The organism is Paenisporosarcina quisquiliarum (assembly GCF_027563315.1).
GTDB lineage: Bacteria > Bacillota > Bacilli > Bacillales_A > Planococcaceae > Paenisporosarcina > Paenisporosarcina quisquiliarum.
This window is the reverse complement of sequence record NZ_JAMKBJ010000010.1, coordinates 1-20,808: the sequence shown is the minus strand read 5'-3', so window position 1 is coordinate 20,808 and position 20,808 is coordinate 1. Positions and strand designations below refer to the sequence as shown.

24 protein-coding genes are annotated in these 20,808 nt (G+C 40.1%); 17 read left to right on the top strand and 7 right to left on the bottom strand.

Annotation, left to right across the window (positions count from 1 at the left end):
- Positions 1–46 precede the first annotated feature (46 nt).
- From M9R32_RS11770 to M9R32_RS11760, 3 genes are read left to right on the top strand one after another with little or no spacing between them, the layout of a single operon-like run.
- Positions 47–451, top strand: coding sequence for an OsmC family protein (locus tag M9R32_RS11770; protein ID WP_269926925.1), 405 nt, complete (start codon positions 47–49; stop codon positions 449–451).
- A complete protein-coding gene (locus tag M9R32_RS11765; RefSeq protein WP_269926924.1) occupies positions 448–1,062 on the top strand; it encodes a hypothetical protein in 615 nt (204 codons plus the stop codon). Before M9R32_RS11770 ends, M9R32_RS11765 begins: the two co-directional genes overlap by 4 nt.
- Complete coding sequence (locus tag M9R32_RS11760; protein ID WP_269926923.1) at positions 1,059–1,646, top strand: peroxiredoxin family protein; 588 nt, start codon at positions 1,059–1,061, stop codon at positions 1,644–1,646. The genes M9R32_RS11765 and M9R32_RS11760 overlap by 4 nt, the downstream gene beginning before the upstream one ends.
- Before the next feature lie 300 nt (positions 1,647–1,946).
- On the opposite strand, the gene M9R32_RS11755 is transcribed toward M9R32_RS11760, so the two are convergent.
- From M9R32_RS11755 to M9R32_RS11745, 3 genes are all read right to left on the bottom strand, one after another.
- Positions 1,947–2,576: a YfbR-like 5'-deoxynucleotidase gene (locus tag M9R32_RS11755; RefSeq protein WP_269926922.1), complete on the bottom strand. Its 630-nt coding sequence runs from the start codon at positions 2,574–2,576 to the stop codon at positions 1,947–1,949.
- Between the two features lie 195 nt (positions 2,577–2,771).
- Positions 2,772–3,683, bottom strand: coding sequence for an S-layer homology domain-containing protein (locus tag M9R32_RS11750; protein ID WP_269926921.1), 912 nt, complete (start codon positions 3,681–3,683; stop codon positions 2,772–2,774).
- Positions 3,684–3,867: 184 nt separating this feature from the next.
- Positions 3,868–4,842, bottom strand: coding sequence for a proline dehydrogenase family protein (locus M9R32_RS11745; RefSeq protein ID WP_269926920.1), 975 nt, complete (start codon positions 4,840–4,842; stop codon positions 3,868–3,870).
- Between the two features lie 375 nt (positions 4,843–5,217).
- On the opposite strand from M9R32_RS11745, the gene M9R32_RS11740 reads away from it, so the two are divergent.
- Positions 5,218–6,228: an LLM class flavin-dependent oxidoreductase gene (locus tag M9R32_RS11740; RefSeq protein WP_269926919.1), complete on the top strand. Its 1,011-nt coding sequence runs from the start codon at positions 5,218–5,220 to the stop codon at positions 6,226–6,228.
- A gap of 168 nt (positions 6,229–6,396) precedes the next feature.
- Here M9R32_RS11740 and M9R32_RS11735 read toward each other — a convergent pair whose 3' ends face one another.
- Positions 6,397–7,458, bottom strand: coding sequence for a saccharopine dehydrogenase family protein (locus tag M9R32_RS11735; RefSeq protein WP_269926918.1), 1,062 nt, complete (start codon positions 7,456–7,458; stop codon positions 6,397–6,399).
- A 208-nt stretch (positions 7,459–7,666) separates the two neighbouring features.
- On the opposite strand from M9R32_RS11735, the gene M9R32_RS11730 reads away from it, so the two are divergent.
- The gene (locus M9R32_RS11730; protein ID WP_269926917.1) at positions 7,667–7,852 is read left to right on the top strand and encodes an aspartyl-phosphate phosphatase Spo0E family protein; all 186 of its coding nucleotides are present in this window, start codon (positions 7,667–7,669) and stop codon (positions 7,850–7,852) included.
- A gap of 299 nt (positions 7,853–8,151) precedes the next feature.
- Complete coding sequence (locus tag M9R32_RS11725) at positions 8,152–9,270, top strand: NAD(P)/FAD-dependent oxidoreductase (protein WP_269926916.1); 1,119 nt, start codon at positions 8,152–8,154, stop codon at positions 9,268–9,270.
- A gap of 63 nt (positions 9,271–9,333) precedes the next feature.
- On the opposite strand, the gene M9R32_RS11720 is transcribed toward M9R32_RS11725, so the two are convergent.
- Positions 9,334–9,651, bottom strand: coding sequence for a winged helix-turn-helix transcriptional regulator (locus M9R32_RS11720; RefSeq protein WP_269926915.1), 318 nt, complete (start codon positions 9,649–9,651; stop codon positions 9,334–9,336).
- A gap of 392 nt (positions 9,652–10,043) precedes the next feature.
- Between M9R32_RS11720 and M9R32_RS11715 the strand changes: the two genes are divergently transcribed.
- Together M9R32_RS11715 and M9R32_RS16100 are read left to right on the top strand one after the other, a co-directional pair.
- Positions 10,044–11,243 (top strand): MFS transporter, encoded by a 1,200-nt coding sequence (locus M9R32_RS11715; protein ID WP_269926914.1) that lies wholly within the window; start codon positions 10,044–10,046, stop codon positions 11,241–11,243.
- A 64-nt stretch (positions 11,244–11,307) separates the two neighbouring features.
- Positions 11,308–11,484 carry a YfhE family protein gene (locus tag M9R32_RS16100; protein WP_418936246.1) on the top strand — a complete coding sequence of 59 codons (177 nt, stop codon included), beginning with the start codon at positions 11,308–11,310 and terminating at the stop codon, positions 11,482–11,484.
- Between the two features lie 84 nt (positions 11,485–11,568).
- On the opposite strand, the gene M9R32_RS11705 is transcribed toward M9R32_RS16100, so the two are convergent.
- Positions 11,569–11,760, bottom strand: a complete 192-nt coding sequence (locus M9R32_RS11705; RefSeq protein WP_269926913.1) for a hypothetical protein — start codon at positions 11,758–11,760, stop codon at positions 11,569–11,571.
- A 215-nt stretch (positions 11,761–11,975) separates the two neighbouring features.
- Here M9R32_RS11705 and pxpB point away from each other — a divergent pair, with 215 nt between their 5' ends.
- From pxpB to M9R32_RS11670, 7 genes are all read left to right on the top strand, one after another.
- A complete protein-coding gene (gene pxpB / locus M9R32_RS11700; RefSeq protein ID WP_269926912.1) occupies positions 11,976–12,674 on the top strand; it encodes a 5-oxoprolinase subunit PxpB in 699 nt (232 codons plus the stop codon).
- A complete protein-coding gene (locus M9R32_RS11695) occupies positions 12,661–13,671 on the top strand; it encodes a 5-oxoprolinase subunit C family protein (RefSeq protein WP_269926911.1) in 1,011 nt (336 codons plus the stop codon). The genes pxpB and M9R32_RS11695 overlap by 14 nt, the downstream gene beginning before the upstream one ends.
- A gap of 2 nt (positions 13,672–13,673) precedes the next feature.
- On the top strand, positions 13,674–14,444 hold the full coding sequence (pxpA, locus tag M9R32_RS11690; RefSeq protein ID WP_269926910.1) for a 5-oxoprolinase subunit PxpA: 771 nt from the start codon (positions 13,674–13,676) through the stop codon (positions 14,442–14,444).
- An 18-nt stretch (positions 14,445–14,462) separates the two neighbouring features.
- Positions 14,463–15,668 (top strand): NRAMP family divalent metal transporter, encoded by a 1,206-nt coding sequence (locus M9R32_RS11685; protein WP_269926909.1) that lies wholly within the window; start codon positions 14,463–14,465, stop codon positions 15,666–15,668.
- A gap of 35 nt (positions 15,669–15,703) precedes the next feature.
- Entirely contained in the window at positions 15,704–16,477 is a 774-nt protein-coding gene (locus M9R32_RS11680) for a putative hydro-lyase (protein WP_269927011.1), read from the top strand.
- A gap of 140 nt (positions 16,478–16,617) precedes the next feature.
- Positions 16,618–16,794, top strand: coding sequence for a hypothetical protein (locus M9R32_RS11675; RefSeq protein ID WP_269926908.1), 177 nt, complete (start codon positions 16,618–16,620; stop codon positions 16,792–16,794).
- 272 nt (positions 16,795–17,066) lie between these two features.
- Positions 17,067–17,909: a DegV family protein gene (locus M9R32_RS11670; RefSeq protein ID WP_269926907.1), complete on the top strand. Its 843-nt coding sequence runs from the start codon at positions 17,067–17,069 to the stop codon at positions 17,907–17,909.
- Between the two features lie 62 nt (positions 17,910–17,971).
- Here the strand turns inward: M9R32_RS11670 and M9R32_RS11665 are convergent, their stop codons facing one another.
- Entirely contained in the window at positions 17,972–18,514 is a 543-nt protein-coding gene (locus M9R32_RS11665) for a recombinase family protein (protein ID WP_269926906.1), read from the bottom strand.
- A 175-nt stretch (positions 18,515–18,689) separates the two neighbouring features.
- On the opposite strand from M9R32_RS11665, the gene M9R32_RS11660 reads away from it, so the two are divergent.
- Both M9R32_RS11660 and M9R32_RS11655 read left to right on the top strand, forming a co-directional pair.
- Complete coding sequence (locus M9R32_RS11660; protein WP_269926905.1) at positions 18,690–20,153, top strand: SulP family inorganic anion transporter; 1,464 nt, start codon at positions 18,690–18,692, stop codon at positions 20,151–20,153.
- Between the two features lie 23 nt (positions 20,154–20,176).
- Complete coding sequence (locus M9R32_RS11655; protein ID WP_269926904.1) at positions 20,177–20,596, top strand: universal stress protein; 420 nt, start codon at positions 20,177–20,179, stop codon at positions 20,594–20,596.
- Positions 20,597–20,808 lie beyond the last annotated feature (212 nt).

Genomic DNA, 20,808 nt, shown 5'->3' with positions numbered 1-20,808 from the left:
CTTAACAAACAATGTTCATAATCAATTTGAAAGGAGTTTGTTCTGAATGAAATTTACAATCGAAAATGAAAAAATAGTTGGCGAATTAGGTTTCGGATCGCTACCAATTTCGCCTAACGACACAATTGGTTATCGACCATATGAGCTTTTTGTCTCTTCTTTAATCGGATGCAGCGGAACTTTGCTCGGAAATATTTTGAAAAAGAAAAGGGTTGAGCATAAAAAGATAGAGATGGAAGTCTCATCTGTCAGAAATCCGGATCACGCAAATCGAATAGAACAACTTTCCATCACTGCCTATGTCCAATCAGACCAACCGTTAAGCGAACAAAATGCACAGAAGATAACTGATTTAGTCGTCAAGAATTGTGGAATGATTCAATCAGTTATTAATTCGATGGAGCTAACTTTCACGATCAAGACTTCCACAATCAATGGTGATGTCAGTTGACCTTTTTTCAATTGGGTAGCTTTAATGTACCTGCAATGTGGCTTGCAGTGCTTTTAGCACTGGTATTCAGCTTTTTCATGAGTAGAGCTATAGGCAATAAAAGCGGAGAATGGGTTTGGAATGGAGCTTCTCTCTATTTTCTTGTATGGAAACTCAGTTATATCCTCTTCAACTTTGAACTATTTATGGAAACACCACTCTCCCTTATCTTTTTTAATGGAGGAACAAAAGGGCATTTCCTAGCTTTGGCGATTCTTACCGTTTATCTGCATTTTATTGCAGGGAAGAAACACCCCAACATTTATGTGGAGGCACCTCAAATAATTCTGCTTTACTTTTTCAGCTATGAAGTTGTAATCAATCTAGTAGAAAAAAATGTGACTGAAACCGTTGTTCACTTTAGTGTACTGGCGGGATATTTAGTTGTTCTAGTCATGCTGAAAAAGAGAAGAATGCACTTTTTAAATCGAATTTTATTATTGATGATCATGCTGGAGTTGCTGCTATTGAGCATTTTTCAATCCATTTTCGAGAAGGAATCATTAACCTTCTTATGGATGGGGATTACTGCACTCTTAATTTCAAAGAAATCGAAGGAGGTTAAAACTTGAATAAAAACCTTTTATCCATCGCGATTATTTTATTGGCAGTCGCTATTGTCATCGTAAATTTATGGGAACCTAACTCAAGTGAAGAAAAAAAGGACGTAGCTAGTGAAGAAAATGGAAGTACATCATCTGAGAATGTTGCCGTGTCGGATTCATCTGGGGTAGAAATAGGAAAGACTGCGCCAGACTTTGAATTAGTCACCCTAAAAGGTGAGTCAGTTAAGCTATCCGATTATAAAGGCAAAAAAGTAATATTAAATTTTTGGGCAACATGGTGTCCGCCATGTAAAGCGGAGATGCCACATATGCAAAAATTCTATGAGGAAAACAAAGAAGACGGTATTGAAATCTTGGCCGTGAATTTGACAGATATAGATAGTGGAAAGGAGTCCATTGAGTCCTTTGTTAAAGAGTACGAGCTTACCTTTGAAATTCCCCTTGATGAAGAAGGAGTTATTGGTCGCCAGTATCAAGCTTTCACCATTCCTACCAGCTATCTGATTGATACAAATGGAGTTATCTCAAATAAGATTGTCGGTCCAATGGATGAAGAGATGATGAAGAGCTTAACGGACGAAATGAATTAAATAAAGTGGACATCAAAGAGGATTGGAAGATAAAACTTTGTCGTGCACAAGTAGCCTTATTTGATGAGAAAAAAACACATAAAAAAACGTCCGGCAACCACTCCGGACGTTTTTTAACACAGACCACATAACACAAAACAGGAAGGTTATGTGTTGAAACATTATGTTGTGAAATAGTAGGACGAAAGACGATGCGCATCCTCTTCCGTCTACTCTTTAATTTTAACATGGGTATTTAAACTGGCTAGACATCAATTTATAGATATGTTTCCAGTTTGTTGATGATAGAGGATATATATGTCACGGTGCCTGTAGTACTTTAAGGGTGAATGCTTTGACATCGAGGGCCGTATCTTCCCGTTTCACGTCTTCGAGCATAATATCCCGGAAATAAGCGACACTTGCAGGTAGAGGCAATTTAAGCAATTTCGTCAATGCCTCCTGATACATCAAGACAAATTCTGGGTCAGTGTTGCCTCGTTTCAATTCTGCAAAGGATTCATAAAACTGATCGAGTTTATCGGCAAATTCAAGAATCCGGCCTTCGATGGAAGCATCTTTACCTTCTTTCATGCGATGAAAGAAAACAGGTTGAAATTCTTCCGGGATTTCTTCCAAAATGAATTTTTCCATCATTTTATCTTCCACATGGGCAATCATTTGCTTCAACTCAGGCGAGGCGTGTTTGACTGGTGTTTTGATATCTCCGATGAATACTTCTGCGAAATCATGGTTGATTGTTTTCTCATAAAGCGCTTTCCAATCGATGACTTCTCCGTTATTTTCTTCAATCGTCGCAAAAAACATGGCGTATTGCGACACTTTCCAACTATGTGCGGCAACATTATGTTCTTCAAATTTGAATTTGCCTGGACAGCGAATGATTCGCTCCAAATCGTTCATGCTTGTAAAAAATCGATGAATTCCCATTGTATCTCTTCTCCTTTAAGCTGACGGTTCATGTCAACGTGTAATCTGTATGTACAAAAGTCTTTCATAAGTGGTTTCCACCAATTTCACAGATTAAACGCTTCTTTCTATACAATGTGTAAAAATCGATCTGGTCGTGACATTTAACACAAAAAAACTCATCCTCTTTTACTTCTAGAGGATGAGTTTTGTTTATTATTTAGTTTCCACAACAGGTGCTGTGAAATCGAAAGTAAGTTCATTCATTCCGTCGATTTCGATTTTGCCTTTTTTGCCAGCCAATGAACTGTCTGCTGATAGTTCAACTACTAGAGTTGTACGATCTTCAGATAATGACGTACCGACAAATTGAAGATCTTTCACTGAACCATTTGGGAAAAACGCTTCAATGTAGAACATTTCTGCAAGGTCTGTAACTGAATATTGCTCAGGTGCAGCTTCTTCCATTTTAATTTCAATCGTTGTCGGAGTCAGGATTGTCGCTGACTCTGCAAACGGCATATAGAATGAGAACATAATTGTATTGTATAGAAGGTTGGCGAATTCACCACGTTTGATATTATCATTTGTGCCGAATGTAGTTGCCGTTTTACCATTCGTGATTCCAGAGCCATATAAAGCTTCAATATGAGGCGTAAATACACCTACTGCATCTGTGAATGGTGTTGGTTCTGCGTATTCTTCCAATTCGAATGAAAGATTCATTAACTTAGCCATTGCGCCACGGCTCAACAATTGATCTGGGCCGAATGTATCTTTAGTTACTCCTGAGATAATTCCGGCATCAGCCAATGCATCTACTGCACCTTTAACACGTGGGTTTAAATCTTTGAAGCCTGCAGATGGGGCACCTTCGACATCAAGACCAAGCGTGTTTGCCAAAATTACAGCAGCGTCTCCACGTTTGATATTTAAGTCTGTACCAAAAGTAGTAGTCGTTGTTCCTTTAATTAATTCATATTCGTAAAAGAAGCTGACTGCTTCATCATAACTTGGATTAACATCCGTAAATTGGTGTTCCGCTGCAGAAGCAGATGGAACGATAGCAGAAACTGCCAGAATAGCTACTAAGCTTGTAGCGAACAACTTTTTAATACTAGTAAACATTCATTTTTCCTCCTAATAATGGGTAAAACTATTTTCAAATACATCTAAATTTACCATGGATAGTTTTGTATAAATACAGGTAAATTGAGGGATTTATTAATTGAGCCTAAAGACACCGTGAAATGGCATAACAATAAGACTTTGCATAAAAAAACTGCCCTTAAAAAAGGGCAGTACCATTAAATTACTTCTTCTTTTTAGAAACTAATTGGCTCAATGCAAATGCGCCAGCAAAGACGCCGATAGCTGTATTTGTACGTTTGTTGAAGACTTGTTTTACAACAAGATTCAAGTTTTGCGGACGTTCAGCCAATCTTCTCATGAAGTAACCATACCAATCGTCTCCAAATGGCACGTACGTGCAGAAGTTGTATCCTTCTTTAGCTAAATCCACTTGCATGTCTTTGCGGAAACCATATAACATTTGGAATTCAAATTTGTCATTTGAAATTTGATTATCTTCCACAAACTTCTTCACATGGTTGATGACGTTATGGTCATGTGTTGCGATAGATGTGAATTTACCATTCAGTAAATGATATTCAATCAGTTTGATGTAGTTGGCATCAATTTCTTGTTTTGTTTGGTATGCGTGTTCAACAGATTCTTTATAAGCGCCTTTTACAATGCGTAAACGCATATCTTTATATTTTTCGATGTCGTCTTGTGCACGGTAGAAATAAGCTTGAATTACTGTGCCGACATTGCTGAACTCTTTTGAAAGAGTGTCTATTAAATCAAATGAAGGTTGAAGGTGACCGTAGTCTTCCATGTCAAGGTTGATGTGCATATCATACTTACTTGCAGCTGCAACGATTTCATATAAGTTTTCGTAACAGAAATCATAATCGATATCGAGACCAAGCTGAGTTGGTTTCAAAGAAATGTGAGCATCCACGCCATTAGCTTGAATCGCTTCGATTACTTCCAAAATGCTTTCTTTCGCTTTCAATGCTTCTGATCTTTCGAAAACGAATTCGCCCAAGTTATCAACTGTTGCACTGATGCCCAACGCGTTTAACTCACGAATGCTTTTGATAGTATCTTCAACATTTGTTCCAGCTACAACTGTTTGTGCGCCTAATTTCAAACCATATTTTTTAGCTGCACTCGTCAGCAATTGGTTTTTGGATAAAGCCATAAATACATCTTTTAACATGATTTTGCCTCCTGAAAAATATTCATTATATGTTGTCTTGCATCCGTAAAATCACTAATCCTATCATGTGAATCATGACACCGTTTCATTATAAATCTTTTTTCACGAACATGTACACTAAACATATCGAGATTGTACGGAAATTCTTTCCTTATAATTGCACACCTTCTACTCAATAGTATCTGAAAAACATCACAACAGAACGATATCAGAAATAACTGAATTTTAGTGGCTGAAAACGCCTACAATACACATCCTAAAGAGAATTCAGTGGGTTCGTAATGAGGCAAGAAATTCTCACAGGCAGATAGCTTGATGAAAGATAGTCTACGATATATTATCAACTCAAGATATTAGCTTGCCGAAAGGATTTTGATGATGACAGTAAATAAAAAATCTATTCCAGTATCCGTCCTGGATTTGGTTGCAGTACTTGAAGGACAAACACATAAACAAGCAATTGGGAATTTAGTCAGTTTAGCTCAACATACAGAAAAACTTGGTTATCAACGTTATTGGCTAACCGAACATCATAATATGCCTGCAGTAATCAGTTCGGCCACTTCGGTTCTTATTGGACATGTATTGGAAAATACCCAATCAATTCGAGTGGGTTCAGGTGGAATCATGTTACCGAATCATGCACCTTTAGTAGTGGCAGAGCAATTTGGAACATTGGAGGCCATTTATCCAAAACGGGTGGACTTAGGTTTAGGCCGGGCACCTGGTACAGATATGCGTACGGCTCATGCACTTCGTCGTACGACACAGGAAACGGCTTTTGCGTTTCCGCAAGATGTCGTTGAACTGCAACAATATTTTAAATCCATGGAGCATCAAGGTGAAGTTCGTGCTTTTCCTGGCGTAGATGCCGATGTACCGATCTATATTCTCGGTTCAAGTACATCAAGTGCTTCGCTGGCTGCAAGGCTTGGATTGCCTTATGCATTTGCAGCTCATTTTGCACCTGCCCAACTGGAGCAAGCACTTCAGATTTATCGTAATCAATTTACACCATCTGAGTATTTAAGCGAACCTTACGTTATGGTTTGTGTGAATGTTGTAGCGGCTGATACAAATGAGGAAGCAGCAAAACTGTCCACTTCAACAGACCGTTTCTATCTAAACGTGGTAAGACGCACAGAAGAATTCTTGAAACCTCCGGTAGAATCAATGGACGGTTTATGGAACTCATTTGAAGAAAGTGCAGTCCGCAGCATGTCGGCTTATTCCTTTAAAGGTGACAAGAACGCAATTCAGCAACAACTTAAAAAATTCCAGGATACGTTCCAAGTAGACGAATTAATGGCAGTAACCTACATTTACGATCAGCAAGCAAGAAAACGTTCTTATGAAATACTGAAAGAAGCTGTGGACGAACTTTAATAAGACAAAAAACAGGCCGACATTCCGGACTGTTTTTTGTTATCTAATTCATGAGTTTTTGAAGTAACTCTTCCAAATTGAGCTGATAGTTAATGGACAAAGAAGCGTTCGTTTCTTTGTCCATTTTTTAATCTAAAATTTATTGAAAATCAGTTTTCTCTTGATGAATTATTCTATCTGAAAAGTACCCGATCCTGGCAATTGTTCAATCAACTCTGAACCAAACAAAGTAGCTGGCGTATAACTACCTCCAGGCAGGTCTGTTTCGAGCAACCGCGTTGTGATAGCGAGAGCTCCATAAACAGTTAAACTATAGACGTTTGCGGTTTGAATGCGAACGGTCCGTTTTTCACCAGTTGCAGTTGTGGCTTCACCCCAAATATAAGCGGGAGAATTTTTCCGTGCTTCTTCATCAGGTCCAGTGATTGATTTATCAACCCAGGTTCTTAAAGCTTTTTGAAGCATCGGCTTTGCCAAGATGGGTTTCAGCCATTTCATCGAACGAGCACCAACTATTTTGTAAGTGGGCATAGGAATCCATGTGTTGATATTTGGGATGCCTGTCGTATAAAAAGCGGTTGATACATCACCCCATGGAATGGCCATTGCTGAACGGGAACCTTTGCCAAAGTCGATAAACCGATGTTTAGTACCGAGGGGAAATTCAGTAATGATCCCGTTTTTCCGTTCTGCACTACCGGATGAAAGCCCTTGAAGCATTGTTTTAAAGGTGCCAGGTGATATGCCTGAATCAGAGTCAAAGCCAAGGGAAAGATGCGTGGCATTTGGCAGCAACTCCTTCAACTTTAGCGCTATGCAATCTGTTGGTACTACATCAAAACCTACACCTGAACAAATGACTACTCCTGCTTCTTGCGCACGATTTGATTGCGCTGGTGCATGGGCATGTTCAAATACCCCAATTTCTCCTGTGATATCAAGGTAATGAACCCCAGCTTTTATACATGCTTCAATCATAGGGGCACTAGTTTGAGAAAATGGGCCTGCGCAATGAAGAACCAAGTCAACTCCTGCAAGACCTTCTTGGACATTAGCTGATTCATTTAATGAAAACAAACGACTTTCAAGTCCTAATTCACGGGCAAGAGCGTGGATTTTTTCCTTATTTCGACCGCCCAATATGGGTTTCAGACCTTGTTCGACTGCAGTTCTCGCTATTAACTCGCCTGTATAACCATTAGCGCCGTAAATCATCCAAGTACCGTTCATTCTAAAAACCCCCGTTTCTACCGGACAGGAAACTTAAGATTTTCTTCCGGAAATAAAAAATTTGAATATTTAATAAAAGTTTTTAAAAATTAAGTTTAATGAAGTATAAAAATGGTTAAAGAGATAATACATGATTGTGAATATGGTTATCACCATACAACATTAACATTAAATTTAAAGCTACTAAACAGTTGGAGGATGCAAAAAGATGAGAACGAAAACGGTGTATAAGCAGCATTTATTGTTGAAACAAATTAATCGTAAAAAGAAAGATATGTATAGAAAGGCAAAGCAGTATGGCTATACTCATACTTTGGTTGTGACTTGCAGCCAAGAACTTGATCACCTTTTAAACCAATATCAAGGCATGTTTCCTTACCAAGAAGTAGGGTGAATCTGCACTGTATCTTTCATTAACGACATTTTTTGATTCGCTCATCTAGATACTCTCAACTGTTGAACTATAACTAATTAATCAATCAAAGGATGCCATATAGGAAGTATACCCTTGTTGAAGTGAAGGCCGCCAAGCCTTGAACCTCAACAAGGGTTTTTATCGTTATTATTTCCCTGGAAATGCACATTGCGGTCTATTCTTGGGAAAGCTTTACCTGAGCTAATCGAGGGACTTTGAGTCATGGAATGTAAACGTGTAAAATGACTTTAGGAAATCTATTGAAAAAAGGTGTTTTCATGAAAAATTACATCGTCATTGGAGCTGGAATATTAGGAGCGTCCACCGCTTATCATCTAGCTAAATCAGGTGCGAAAGTAACTGTCGTGGATCGACATGATAAAGGACAGGCAACGGACGCCGCGGCGGGCATAATTTGTCCATGGCTATCACAAAGACGTAACAAGGCATGGTACTCACTTGCTAAGAGTGGGGCCGCCTATTACGAGGAACTGATTGGCCGATTGGAAGAGGACGGGGAAACGGAAACGGGTTACAAACGTGTGGGGGCTATCAGTCTGCATACCGACGAAAGTAAACTGATTAAAATGGAAGAACGAGCTGTTGCAAGAAGAGAGGATGCACCAGAAATTGGAGAGGTACGGCTAATGAAACAGGATGAAACGAGCTCTGCATTTCCTCCTTTAGCTAAAGAATTTAGCGCAGTGTCTGTTAGTGGAGCGGCTCGCGTAAACGGCAGAGCACTGAGACAATCCTTAGTCCGGGCTGCAAAAAAACATGGAGCAACTTTCATTCACGGGTCTGCTGAAATTGAACACGAAAATGCAGCTGTCACAGGTGTTCGTGTCGGCAACGAACATTACGCTGCGGAAAATGTAATGATAACTGCTGGAGCTTGGGCGGATTACTTATTGGAACCATTAGGCATCGAGTTACAATTATCTTCCCAAAAAGCACAAATCGTTCATCTTCAAATCGAGAATTCGCAAACGGATGACTGGCCGGTTGTGATGCCTCCAAATGATCAATATATTCTTGCTTTTGATGACGGCCAAGTGGTAATTGGCGCAACCCATGAAGACCATGAAAACTTTGATCTCCGCGTAACTGCAGGTGGTTTACACGAAGTGTTTCACAAAGCCTTATCAGTGGCACCAGGTTTAGCGGACAGTACATTTGTTGAAACCCGTGTAGGTTTTCGCCCATTTACACCAAACTTCCTACCGATTATCGGACGGGTACCAGGCTGGGAAGGGCTTCTTCTCGCTAACGGGCTAGGTGCTTCCGGTTTAACGGTAGGGCCATTCCTTGGTGCACAACTTGCAAAACTTGCGCTTTATGAACCAGTTGAAATCGATTTGGCATTATATGATGTGTCAGGTGCTATTGCGGACTAATGTAATAAATTCAAATAAACGAACACCCCCGTAGATGTATTTTCTGCGGGGGTGTTCGTTTGTTTAATTTTCTTCAATGACTTCGATATGATGTTCTCCCCAAGCGCACATGGCGTCTAAAATTGGACGCAATGACCATCCGTACTCAGTTAACGAATAAATGACTTTTGGTGGAACTTGATCAAACACCATTCTGTTCACTACGCCATCATGCTCAAGCTCACGCAATTGTTGCGTGAGCATTTTCTGTGTAATGGTCGGCATGAGCTTCTTTAATTCACTCGTCCGTTTTTCTCCTTTAATTAAATGGCACATGATTACAACTTTCCATTTACCACCAATTACGTCCAGCGTCGCTTCGACAGGTATATTATATGCCATAGCTGTGCCTCCTCTATAAATTCAAAGGCTCCAAAAAGAACCTATCATCCTTAACTATGTGTATGGTTTTAGTTAATCGCATTCTAACATATCCCACTTTACCCTAGCATCTTTTAAAAGGATATAGGTACTTTAAAGTGCCTACATTACTTAAAAGTGCGTACTGTTCATTAATGGAGCAAGGGTGCATAATAAGTTTTGCCGGCGAGTTAAGCTCCAGAAAGACCTAATGGATGACCAGAATTGAAGCCTGTTGGTTCCAGGTAGACAGAACTGATCTCCAGGTAGACAGAAGCGTGTTCCAGGTAGACAGAACAGCCTTCCAGGTTGCACAAATGCATTTTCGACTAACTCGGATACATGCCATCAATAAAAAATAGGAGGATTCATACATGAAACATTCACATACAGCTGAAAATACAGCAAGAAATGGGAAGCTAGCGTTATGGGCACTTGCGATAAGTGCCTTTGGAATCGGAACGACTGAATTTGTTCCAGTAGGATTATTGGCTTCGATTGCAAAGGATTTGGATATCGGAATTACACTTGCAGGTTTATTGATTTCTGGTTATGCGGTGGGTGTAGCAGTGGGTGCACCAATATTAACTGCACTTACGAATCGAATGAGCCGAAAAACGCTGTTAATTTCTTTAATGTTTGTTTTTATAGTAGGAAATATCGTTGCCGCCTTGTCCACATCATTTGAACTGTTAATGGTCGCCCGGTTTATTACGGCATTTTCACATGGTGTTTTCTTTTCAATAGGAGCAACCATTGCTGTGCAATTAGTGCCTGCGAATAAGAAAGCAAGTGCCATTGCGTTAATGTTTACGGGATTAACTGTGGCTACAGTTACAGGAGTACCACTTGGCACATTTATCGGACAAGCTTTTGGTTGGCGTGCAACATTCTGGGGCGTTGCGATTCTTGGAATTATCGCGGTCGTAGCGAGTGCTTTGTTAATTCCGAAAAACCTGGAACAATCGCCACCTGCGAAATTCAAGGATATGTTTAAACTTGTCACAAACACACGTCTTTTACTCGGATTGGCTATTACGGCACTTGGGTACGGAGGAACATTTGTAGCATTCACGTACTTAACGCCAATCTTACAAGAAGTCACAAAGCTTGATTCAAAATTAATTAGCATTGTTCTATTGGTATATGGAATTGCTGTTGCTATTGGGAATGCAATAGGAGGAAAGCTTGCAAATCACAATCCGGCACGAGCGCTATTTTGGATGTTTATCTTGCACGCAGCCATCATGATTGTCATGTCCTTTATGATTCCATTTAAAATTGCTGGGTTAATTGCCATCATGTTAATGGGACTGCTAGCGTTTATGAACGTGCCAGGATTGCAGCTCTATGTTGTTCAACTCGCTGAAAAATATGTTCCGACTGCGGTTGACGTTGCTTCTGCATTGAATATTGCCGCATTTAATATTGGAATCGCATTAGGTTCGATTATTGGTGGAGTAGTGATTGATACGATTGGTTTGGTGCATACTCCGTGGGTCGGCGGAATCATGGTTTTTGGTGCGGTTATACTAACTGCTGTATCTCTGCGCCTTGAGAAAAGAGATGTTTAAGAATAAAGGAAGTTCAATAAGGACAAACTAATGTTTTCAATAGATAAGAGAGGAGAATGCAAAGATGAGTGAGAGAAAACCTCCACATCAACAAATGTCTGAAGAAAATAACGGTTTGTCCGCCACGCAAGAAGTGCTGTATAACGATGAGTTCAACAAAGCTGATAAAGCGAGTGGACTAGAAGGCGTTAAAGGCATTACCAAAAAGGACGAAAAAAAAGGCGATAAGAATTTTCATTAAAAAAGAGGCAAATCCAGGTTGAGTTTCAACTTTGGATTTGCCTCTTTTTATACAATATTCATACAGTACAAGTTAATAGTAAACTTACATTGTAGTAGATGTTGTCGACTTTTTCTTATCAAAGGAATTTAATACTTGATCAAGCATGCCTTTGCCATTTCCACTTTTCGTGAAATCGTTGACTTGGCCTTTCAATTTTTCTCTAGAATCTTTGTTTCGCATTAGGAAAGCCGCTCCAAGTCCAAGTGCTGCCATTGCCATAGTATTTCTTTTCATTGTTAAACGCCTCCTGTTAATTTTAGTGAAAAGTGTTGTAGTAAGTTAATTCCCCAAATGCAGAACTTCAAACATCTCATCCTATGTTCCCATGAAAAAATAATAGATATGTATTTCCAATAGGATATTTGCATGATTATTAACTTACGGTTGTGTCCCAATATTATCTTCTTTATAATAATCCTATATTTCAGAAAACGTTTGGAAGTGAAAAAATGGACATCAATTATTCACCACTTGGAGACGAAGCCATTGTCCTGGAGGTTGGACAAGAGATTACAAAAGAAAGCACCAGCCTGGTACGATCAATTACCAAACGTATCGAACAAGCATCAATTGAATCGGTTGTAGAAGTCATCCCAGCCTTTACGACCGTTACGGTTTTTTATAAAGTGACTGTTGATCATCAATTTGAAGATATGAAGAATTTACTAAAAAACATTTTACTCGAGAAAAACGTTTCAGAAACAGTAGAGCAACGCACCATTGAGATACCCGTGTGCTATGGCGGGGAACATGGACCGGATCTAGAGTTCGTAGCGTCACATAATCAATTATCGGTAGAAGAAGTGATTGCCATTCATTCTTCAAGTACTTACGAAGTGAATATGATTGGATTTGCACCAGGGTTCCCGTTTATTGGAGGCATGTCCGAAAAAATTGCAGCTCCAAGACGTTCGACCCCAAGGTTGCGTATTCCTGAGCGTTCTGTTGGCATCGCAGGAATGCAGACTGGCGTTTATCCCATTGAAACACCTGGTGGCTGGCAACTAATTGGTCGGACGCCGATGGATCTTTTCCTTCCAAATGAAGACATCCCGAGCTTACTGCAAGCAGGCGACTTCATTGTCTTCAAACCGATAACAGAAACGGAGTATGCAGAATGGGAGGAGAAGACTCATGCTGCAGATTGATAAAGAAGGTTTGCAAACGACTGTTCAAGACCTGGGCAGGAATGGTTTTCAAAAATATGGTGTGATTGCAAGTGGCGTCATGGATCCATATGCACATCGACTGGCGAACATAATGGTTGGTAATGAAGAGACAAAAGCAACAATTGAAATCACATTGATGGGGCCACAAATAACGTTTCTTGCTGACTGTTTATTTGCATTAACTGGGGCGAATCTATCACCAGCGATTGATGGAGTACAACTAAAAATGTGGCGTCCGATTCTTGCGAGAAAAGGGAGCAAGCTAACTTTTGGCAAGCCTGTTTGCGGTTGCCGAACGTATATGGCGATTGCCGGAGGAATTGATGTACCTGAAGTGATGGGCAGTCAGTCCACTTACTTAAGAGCTAGTATCGGAGGGTTCAACGGAAGAGCCTTGCAAAAAGGAGACGTTATTCCGATTGCTGATGCTCCTCAACATGTGCAAGGTTTTATCGATAGACTCGCTAAAGATGTGGATGAAACTACATTTGCGCAAGCGGAATGGACGTTGAATTCTGAAGCAATACCTACTTACGAAAAGGAAGCGACGGTGCGAGTCACCGAAGGAAGACAAGCCTATTTATTCGATGAAAATAGCCAGAAAGATTTTCTGGAACAATCCTATCAAATTACATCAGATTCCGATCGGATGGGTTATCGCTTGAAAGGAACGGAACTTACTTTAAAAGAACCGAAAGAATTATTGTCGGAAGCGGTTTCTTTTGGTTCCATTCAAGTCCCGCCTGACGGACAACCGATTATCCTAATGGCTGACCGTCAGACGACCGGCGGATATCCGAAAATCGGTACAGTTGTTACGGTAGATTTACCGAAAGTGAGCCAGTTGAAGCCAGGGGAAAAGATTCGATTTGAAAAAATATCTCTGGAAGAAGCACAGCGAGCGTTGATTGAACAGAGAAAATTAATCGATGAATTATCGAAATCCATTTCGCTTAAATTTAAGGAGGAATCCTGAAAATGAAGTATCAAGTCGATTTAAATTGTGACATGGGCGAGAGTTTTGGCGCTTACAAAATGGGGAACGATGAAGAGATTTTAGATTTCGTGACATCGGCCAATATTGCGTGTGGATTTCATGCAGGCGACCCTTCCACGATGCGCAAAACGGTCAAACTCGCTCTTGAAAAAGGCGTGGGCATCGGCGCGCATCCCGGATTTCAGGATTTAACGGGATTCGGTAGAAGGAATATGTTTGTGTCTCCTCAAGAAGCATACGAACTCGTGGTCTATCAAATTGGAGCGTTATACGGTTTTGTGAAATCCGAAGGAGGCGTGATGCAACACGTCAAGCCTCACGGAGCTTTGTTCAATATGGCAGCAACAGATGCAGCATTATCTGAAGCAATTGCTGAAGCCGTGTATGCAGTGAATCCTGAGTTAGTTCTGTTCGGTTTATCCGGCAGTGAAATTGTCAAAGCGGGAGAGAAAATTGGTTTACGCACGGCCAATGAAGTATTCTCCGATCGTACTTATCAAGCTGATGGAACATTGACGAGCCGAAAAGAGGCGAATGCGCTCATTACGGATACTGATGCAGCGATTGGTCAAGTTGTGCGAATGGTTAAAGAAGGCATGGTTACAAGTGCCGATGGAAAAGAAGTAACCATCCAGGCTGATACCGTTTGTATTCACGGAGACGGTGTTCATGCACTCGATTTCGCAAGGCGGATTTCTCAAACGTTGAAGACATCTGAAATTGATATCCGGAAAATTTCAGAGTTCAAATAAATCACAAAGGGGCACTATATGAAAAAGGAAAATAATTTAAAAAACACCAATCGTAGTTTGTTGCTTGGTGCTGCATTCTTGATGGCGACTTCAGCTATCGGACCAGGCTTTTTAACACAAACGACCGTTTTTACTGAATCACTTTTAGCAAGTTTCGGTTTCGTTATTTTGATTTCCATTATTATTGATATCGGTGCTCAGCTCAACATTTGGCGAATCATTGCGGTATCTGAAAAGCGAGCACAAGATATTGCGAACGATGTATTGCCAGGCCTTGGTTATTTTCTTGCACTCTTAATTGTTATGGGCGGCCTTGCATTTAACATCGGAAATATCGCGGGTGCCGGGCTAGGTACAAACGTATTATTTGGCATTTCTGCACAGACAGGAGCCATTTTAAGCGGGATTCTGGCAATTGGTATTTTTATGGTCCGAGAAGCGGGTAAAGCGATGGATAAATTCGCGCAAATATTAGGTTTTGTCATGATTGGTTTAACCGTTTACGTCATGTTTACTGCATCTCCACCTGTTGGTGAAGCGGTCGTGAAAACGTTTGTGCCAGATAAAATTGATATTTTGGCGATTGTTACATTGGTAGGGGGAACTGTTGGGGGCTATATCACTTTTGCCGGTGGACACCGCTTGATTGACGCGGGTGTCAAAGGCCAGGAAGCGTTACCAGAAGTTACACGCGGTTCAATTTTTGCCATCGGTATTGCTTCCTTGATGCGAATTTTCTTATTCCTTGCCGTGCTGGGTGTTGTATCTCAAGGGTTGAAGCTGGATCCTGCAAACCCACCAGCGTCTGTGTTCCAACTGGCAGCTGGGAACTTTGGTTATAAGATTTTCGGGATCGTGATGTGGGCAGCCGCAGTTACATCAGTAGTTGGTGCAGCTTATACATCGGTTTCATTTATTCGTACGTTCCATCCATGGTTAGAGAAGCATCATCAAAAAATCATTATCTCGTTTATTGCAATTTCGACGATCGTCTTTGTATTCGTCGGTCGACCAGTCAGCATTCTTGTGCTTGTAGGGTCAGTAAACGGTTTGATTTTACCGATTGCACTAGGCGTTATGCTCATTGCGGCATATAAAACGAAAATTGTCGGGGACTACAAACATCCAATGTGGATGACGATTTTTGGCATTCTGATTGTAATCGCCATGTCGATCATGGGCGTGTATACCTTAATTGAAGGCATTCCTCAATTGTTTAAATAGAGGGTTTTTATCAGAGGAAAGGGGTTCTTATCTTGATGACACCGTCTGAAGTCAGAGAAAAGATGCGCAGTGGTGAGTTTTCTTCGCCAACTTCTGGTTTGTGTGAAGAATACATTCAAGCGAATTTGGTGATATTGCCTAAGGATTTGGCATTTGATTTCCTGCTGTTCTGTCAAAGAAATCCTAAATCCTGTCCACTCATTGATGTGACAGATGCCGGTTCTTATATTCCGAAAATGTCTGCACCTCAAGCAGATTTGCGTACAGATTTGCCAAAATACCGCATTTATCGCGATGGTCAAGTTGTGGAGGAACCTACAGATATTACAGCGTATTGGACAGACGATATGGTCGGCTTCCTAATTGGCTGTAGCTTCACATTCGAAGATGCATTGATTAAAAACGGCATTCCAATGAGGCACAATGAAGAAGGCGTCAATGTCCCCATGTATAAAACGTCTATTGAAACTTCACCTGCTGGCAAGTTTGCAGGACCGACAGTCGTCAGTATGCGGCCGATGAAAGAAGCGGATGTCATACGGGCGGTTCAAGTAACGAGTCGTTTCCCATCTGTTCACGGAGCACCCGTTCATATCGGAAACCCTGAATCGATTGGCATCCAGAATATTCATCAGCCTGATTTTGGTGATGCAGTGACAATCAAAGAAGGTGAAGTACCTGTGTTTTGGGCATGCGGTGTGACACCTCAAGCGATTGCCATGCATATGAAACCGCCATTGATGATCACACATGCACCAGGTCATATGTTCATCACGGATTTAAAAAGTGAACATATGAGCGTGATTTAACTCAAGCTGCGTTTATTTAAACATACACAATTTCTGAAGTATCTCTTGGTTTATGACTGAGAGGTACTTTTTTGTGCTAGTATAAGCAATACAAGGTCAATTGGACGTGATCAAAACAAATTGAAAAGGAGGCCCTTTATATGAAATTCGTTAAATCGAAGATGAAGCAACTCGTAAAAGAAAACGAGGAACTAAAGGTGCGTTTGAAGCAAATTATGAAAGAACATGAGCTTGAAAAAGATTATGCTCTTAAAGCGATGTACCATACTGAAGTAGTAGAAGGTAAGTTTCAAGCAAAATATCAGGAACTTTCATAAGCTGCCATTGGGCAGTGTAAAAATCCAAATCGGGGCAGTCCTGGTTTGGATTTTTCTATTTAAAGGAATAATTGAAGAGAGGATTATGTACAGTTGATGACAATCTTTAATATTTCCCCGTAAACATGACATTTGTCATATCACACTCATGATACATAACCCTAGTCAAAAGCAGTGATTCTTTCCATACTTATAAATTCAAAGAAATCTGTAGAGGGATTTCTTGATTCTTAAAATAATTTAATCGATTGTTACTTAAAGGAGCTATGGTCATGAACCAATCTAATATTGCATGGGTAACGGATTCAACTGCAACCCTGTCACCAGAATTTATAGAAAAGCATAATATCCATGTGGTCCCGTTATTTGTCATCTTTGGCGAAACCGCTTACAAAGAAAATGTAGATATCAGTTCAACTGACTTTTATAAGAAGTTGGCATCTGCTAAGGAATTGCCAAAAACATCACAACCGTCACCAGGTGAAATGCTGGAGCTGTTTAACGAAATTAAAAACAAATATAAGCACGTTATTGCCATTCATGCGACAGGCGCATTGACTGGTGCCTATAGTGGCGCAGTCTCGGCTACAAAAGAAGTGGGTGTTGACGCGTTTGTTCTAGATTCCCAGATTGGATCGTTTCCACTTGGGAAAATGGTGGAGCGCGCTGTGGCTTTAGAGAAACAAGGAAAAACATTTGAAGAGATTGTTGCTGAAATCAAGACGTTGCCTGCAAAAGGCCGACTGTTCTTGACGCCAGGAAGTCTGGAACAACTTCACAAAGGTGGACGCGTAACGGGTACACAAGCTGTTTTTGCAACGTTATTGAATATGAAGGTTGTCATGAAGTTCCACGAAGGCCGTGCAATGCTATCCGATAAAGTACGTAGTCATAAACGTGCCATCGCAAAAATGGCAGACTACTTGGAAGCAGAGAAAAATCACGTGAAAGAAGTGACCGTCCTCCACGCTGACAACTTGAAAGAAGCAACTCAATGGAAAAATGAACTACAAACACAATATCCTCAAATTGTTTTTTCTATTACAGAATTTAGCCCAGTACCTGGTACTCATACGGGAAGAGGAACAATCGGTCTTGCTTGGCTAGGGGAATAAGAATAGATCGTACAAGAAAAGTCGCTAATCCTATAAATGGATTAGCGACTTTTTGGTGGGTTTTAATTCTCCAAATTTCTGTACAAAGTAGATTTGCTGATGCCTGTTGCTTCCTTAATTTCTGATAGAGTATACTTTTTGCTTTCATGCATGAGGATGGCTTTTTGTACATTTGCATCTGGTTTTCTCGGGCGTCCGGCTGTATTGCCCTTTTTTTGAGCCTCATTCAAACCACTTTTCGTCTTTTCACTGATGACATCACTTTGAAACTGTACGAGATGTCTTACGATGGAATTGAAAGAATAACCCTCTTTTTTATTTGTATCGATATTCTCGATGATCGAGAGTATGGAAGCGCCTTTTTGTTCCACTTCATCCAATAATTCAATTAAGTGCCGACTGGAATCGGCTAAGTTATATAGTTTGAAAACAAAGATTCGATCACCTGGTTGAAGGGTTTGGATCAATTGGTCTAAAGCAATTCTCTTCTTAGCGGAATCATGCTTTTCTTTAACAATTTGTATTCCTTCTATACTAGATAATCTTTGAATTTGAATGGTTGCATCTGAATCATCGTGGGTAGGTCTCACATATCCGTAGTTCATAAATTTGCTCCTTTTTTCACAAGGTTCCTGTTTAGTTTACCATAAAAAACTCGAATTTTGTTTTAAAATGGTTCCTTTTTGGGAAAATAAATGATACACTACATCTCGTGGATTTAACTCGTGACTTTTATGAGAGTTAAAAGTCAAAAAATTATTTCATTGAGGTGATTAAAAAGTGTTAGAAAGAATAAAATTAGAATGGTTTTCAAACATTCGTGCGGATGTTTTGGCCGGCATAGTAGTTGCGTTGGCACTTATTCCTGAAGCCATTGCTTTTTCCATAATAGCAGGGGTCAATCCAATGGTTGGGCTATACGCTTCTTTTAGTATCGCAGTCATTATCGCTTTTGTTGGCGGGCGTCCAGGCATGATTTCAGCTGCCACAGGGGCAATGGCTTTGTTGATGGTTCCATTAGTTAAAGATTATGGGGTCGAGTATTTACTTGCAGCAACAATTTTAACAGGGATTATTCAAATCCTATTTGGGATCTTTAAAATAGCAAAAGTGATGAAATTTATTCCTCGTGCAGTCATGATCGGTTTCGTAAATGCATTAGCGATATTAATTTTTATGGCGCAAGTTCCGCATTTTTTAGGGATTTCTACCATGACTTATGTGTTTGTAGCGATTACTTTGTTGATTGTTTACATTCTTCCGAGGTTTTTAAAGTCCATTCCGGCACCGTTAATTGCAATTGTTCTATTAACGGCACTTGCTATATTTACAAACTTTGACTTAAGAACGGTGGGAGATTTAGGCGCGATTTCGCAGGCACTACCGTCATTCTTCATTCCAAATGTACCTTTTACACTTGAAACATTAATGATTATCTTCCCATATTCATTGGCGTTGGCAATTGTCGGTTTACTCGAAACACTATTAACCGCAACCATTGTAGATGATATGACTGGAACGGATAGTAATAAAAATAAGGAATCCCGTGGTCAAGGGATTGCGAACTTCATCAATGGATTCTTTGGTGGGATGGCAGGTTGTGCCATGATCGGACAATCCGTTATCAATGTGAAATCCGGAGGTCGTGGACGTTTATCAACGTTAATAGCAGGACTGTTCCTCATGTTCCTGATTATTGTTTTAGGAGATTTAGTCGTTCAGATTCCTATGCCCGTACTTGTTGGTATCATGATTATGGTATCTATCGGAACATTCGATTGGTCTTCATTTAGTTATTTGAAAAAAGCGCCAATCACTGACTCTGTGGTTATGGTTGTAACAGTGTTAATTGTCGTGTTCACACATGATCTTTCAAAAGGCGTGATTGCGGGTGTTGTATTAAGCGCTATTTTCTTTGTAGCGAAAATTTCTACAGTAACAGTCACAAAAGAAGTGATGAACGAGTCTTCAATTTTCACTGTTGAAGGGCAATTATTCTTTGCATCCGTAGAAAGTTTCTTGGAAGCTTTTGATTTCACGGTTGAAAATGAAAAGATTGTCATCGATTTCTCTCAGACACATGTATGGGACGACTCAGGTGTAGGAGCCATAGATAAGGTCGTATTAAAATATTATGAGAACAATAATGACGTAACTTTGGTAGGTTTAAATGCTACTAGTCAACAACTTGTTGATAAGTTGGCCATTTATAACAATAAAGACGCTAAGATGTCCGCGCATTAATCAAAAGAAGGGGTGTATGTAGGGTGTATCAAAAAATCTTATTAGCCGCAGACGGGTCCAACCACTCTGTTCGTGCCACAGGGGAAGTTATTAAAATTGCTTCGTTAAATCCTAAAGCGATTGTAACTGTTGTTTTAGTGGCAGATTATTCACAAGCGAAAAGTGATGTCCTCCACAGTGGCAGTTCTGTGGAATTGGATATGAAACGCAGGAAAAAGTTGCTACCGGTTGAAGAGTTATTGAAAAACGCAAACATCAATTATCGTGTGGAAATCCTTCATGGTGTTCCAGGACCGGCAATCGTTGAATTTGCTAATAAGCAAAACTATGAACTTCTGGTTATTGGAAGTCGCGGGTTAAATTCTTTACAAGAAATGGTACTCGGGAGCGTCAGTCACAAGGTAGTTAAACGTGTGGAATGTCCTGTTCTTGTTGTGAAATAACATAAAAGACCCATTACATGTTCAAATCTATTCTGATTTGAGTTTGTAATGGGTTTTTTTTTTACGATAACCTCTAAGATGCTTATTCACGGTTTGGCCCCCTCTATTTAGACACCATCTTTAAAAATTAAAGACTAATCTTTTGTGAATGGCCATTATTTTCTTGAAAACGTCTTAAAAACTGGCAAGGTGAAAGATAATTTAAACTTCCA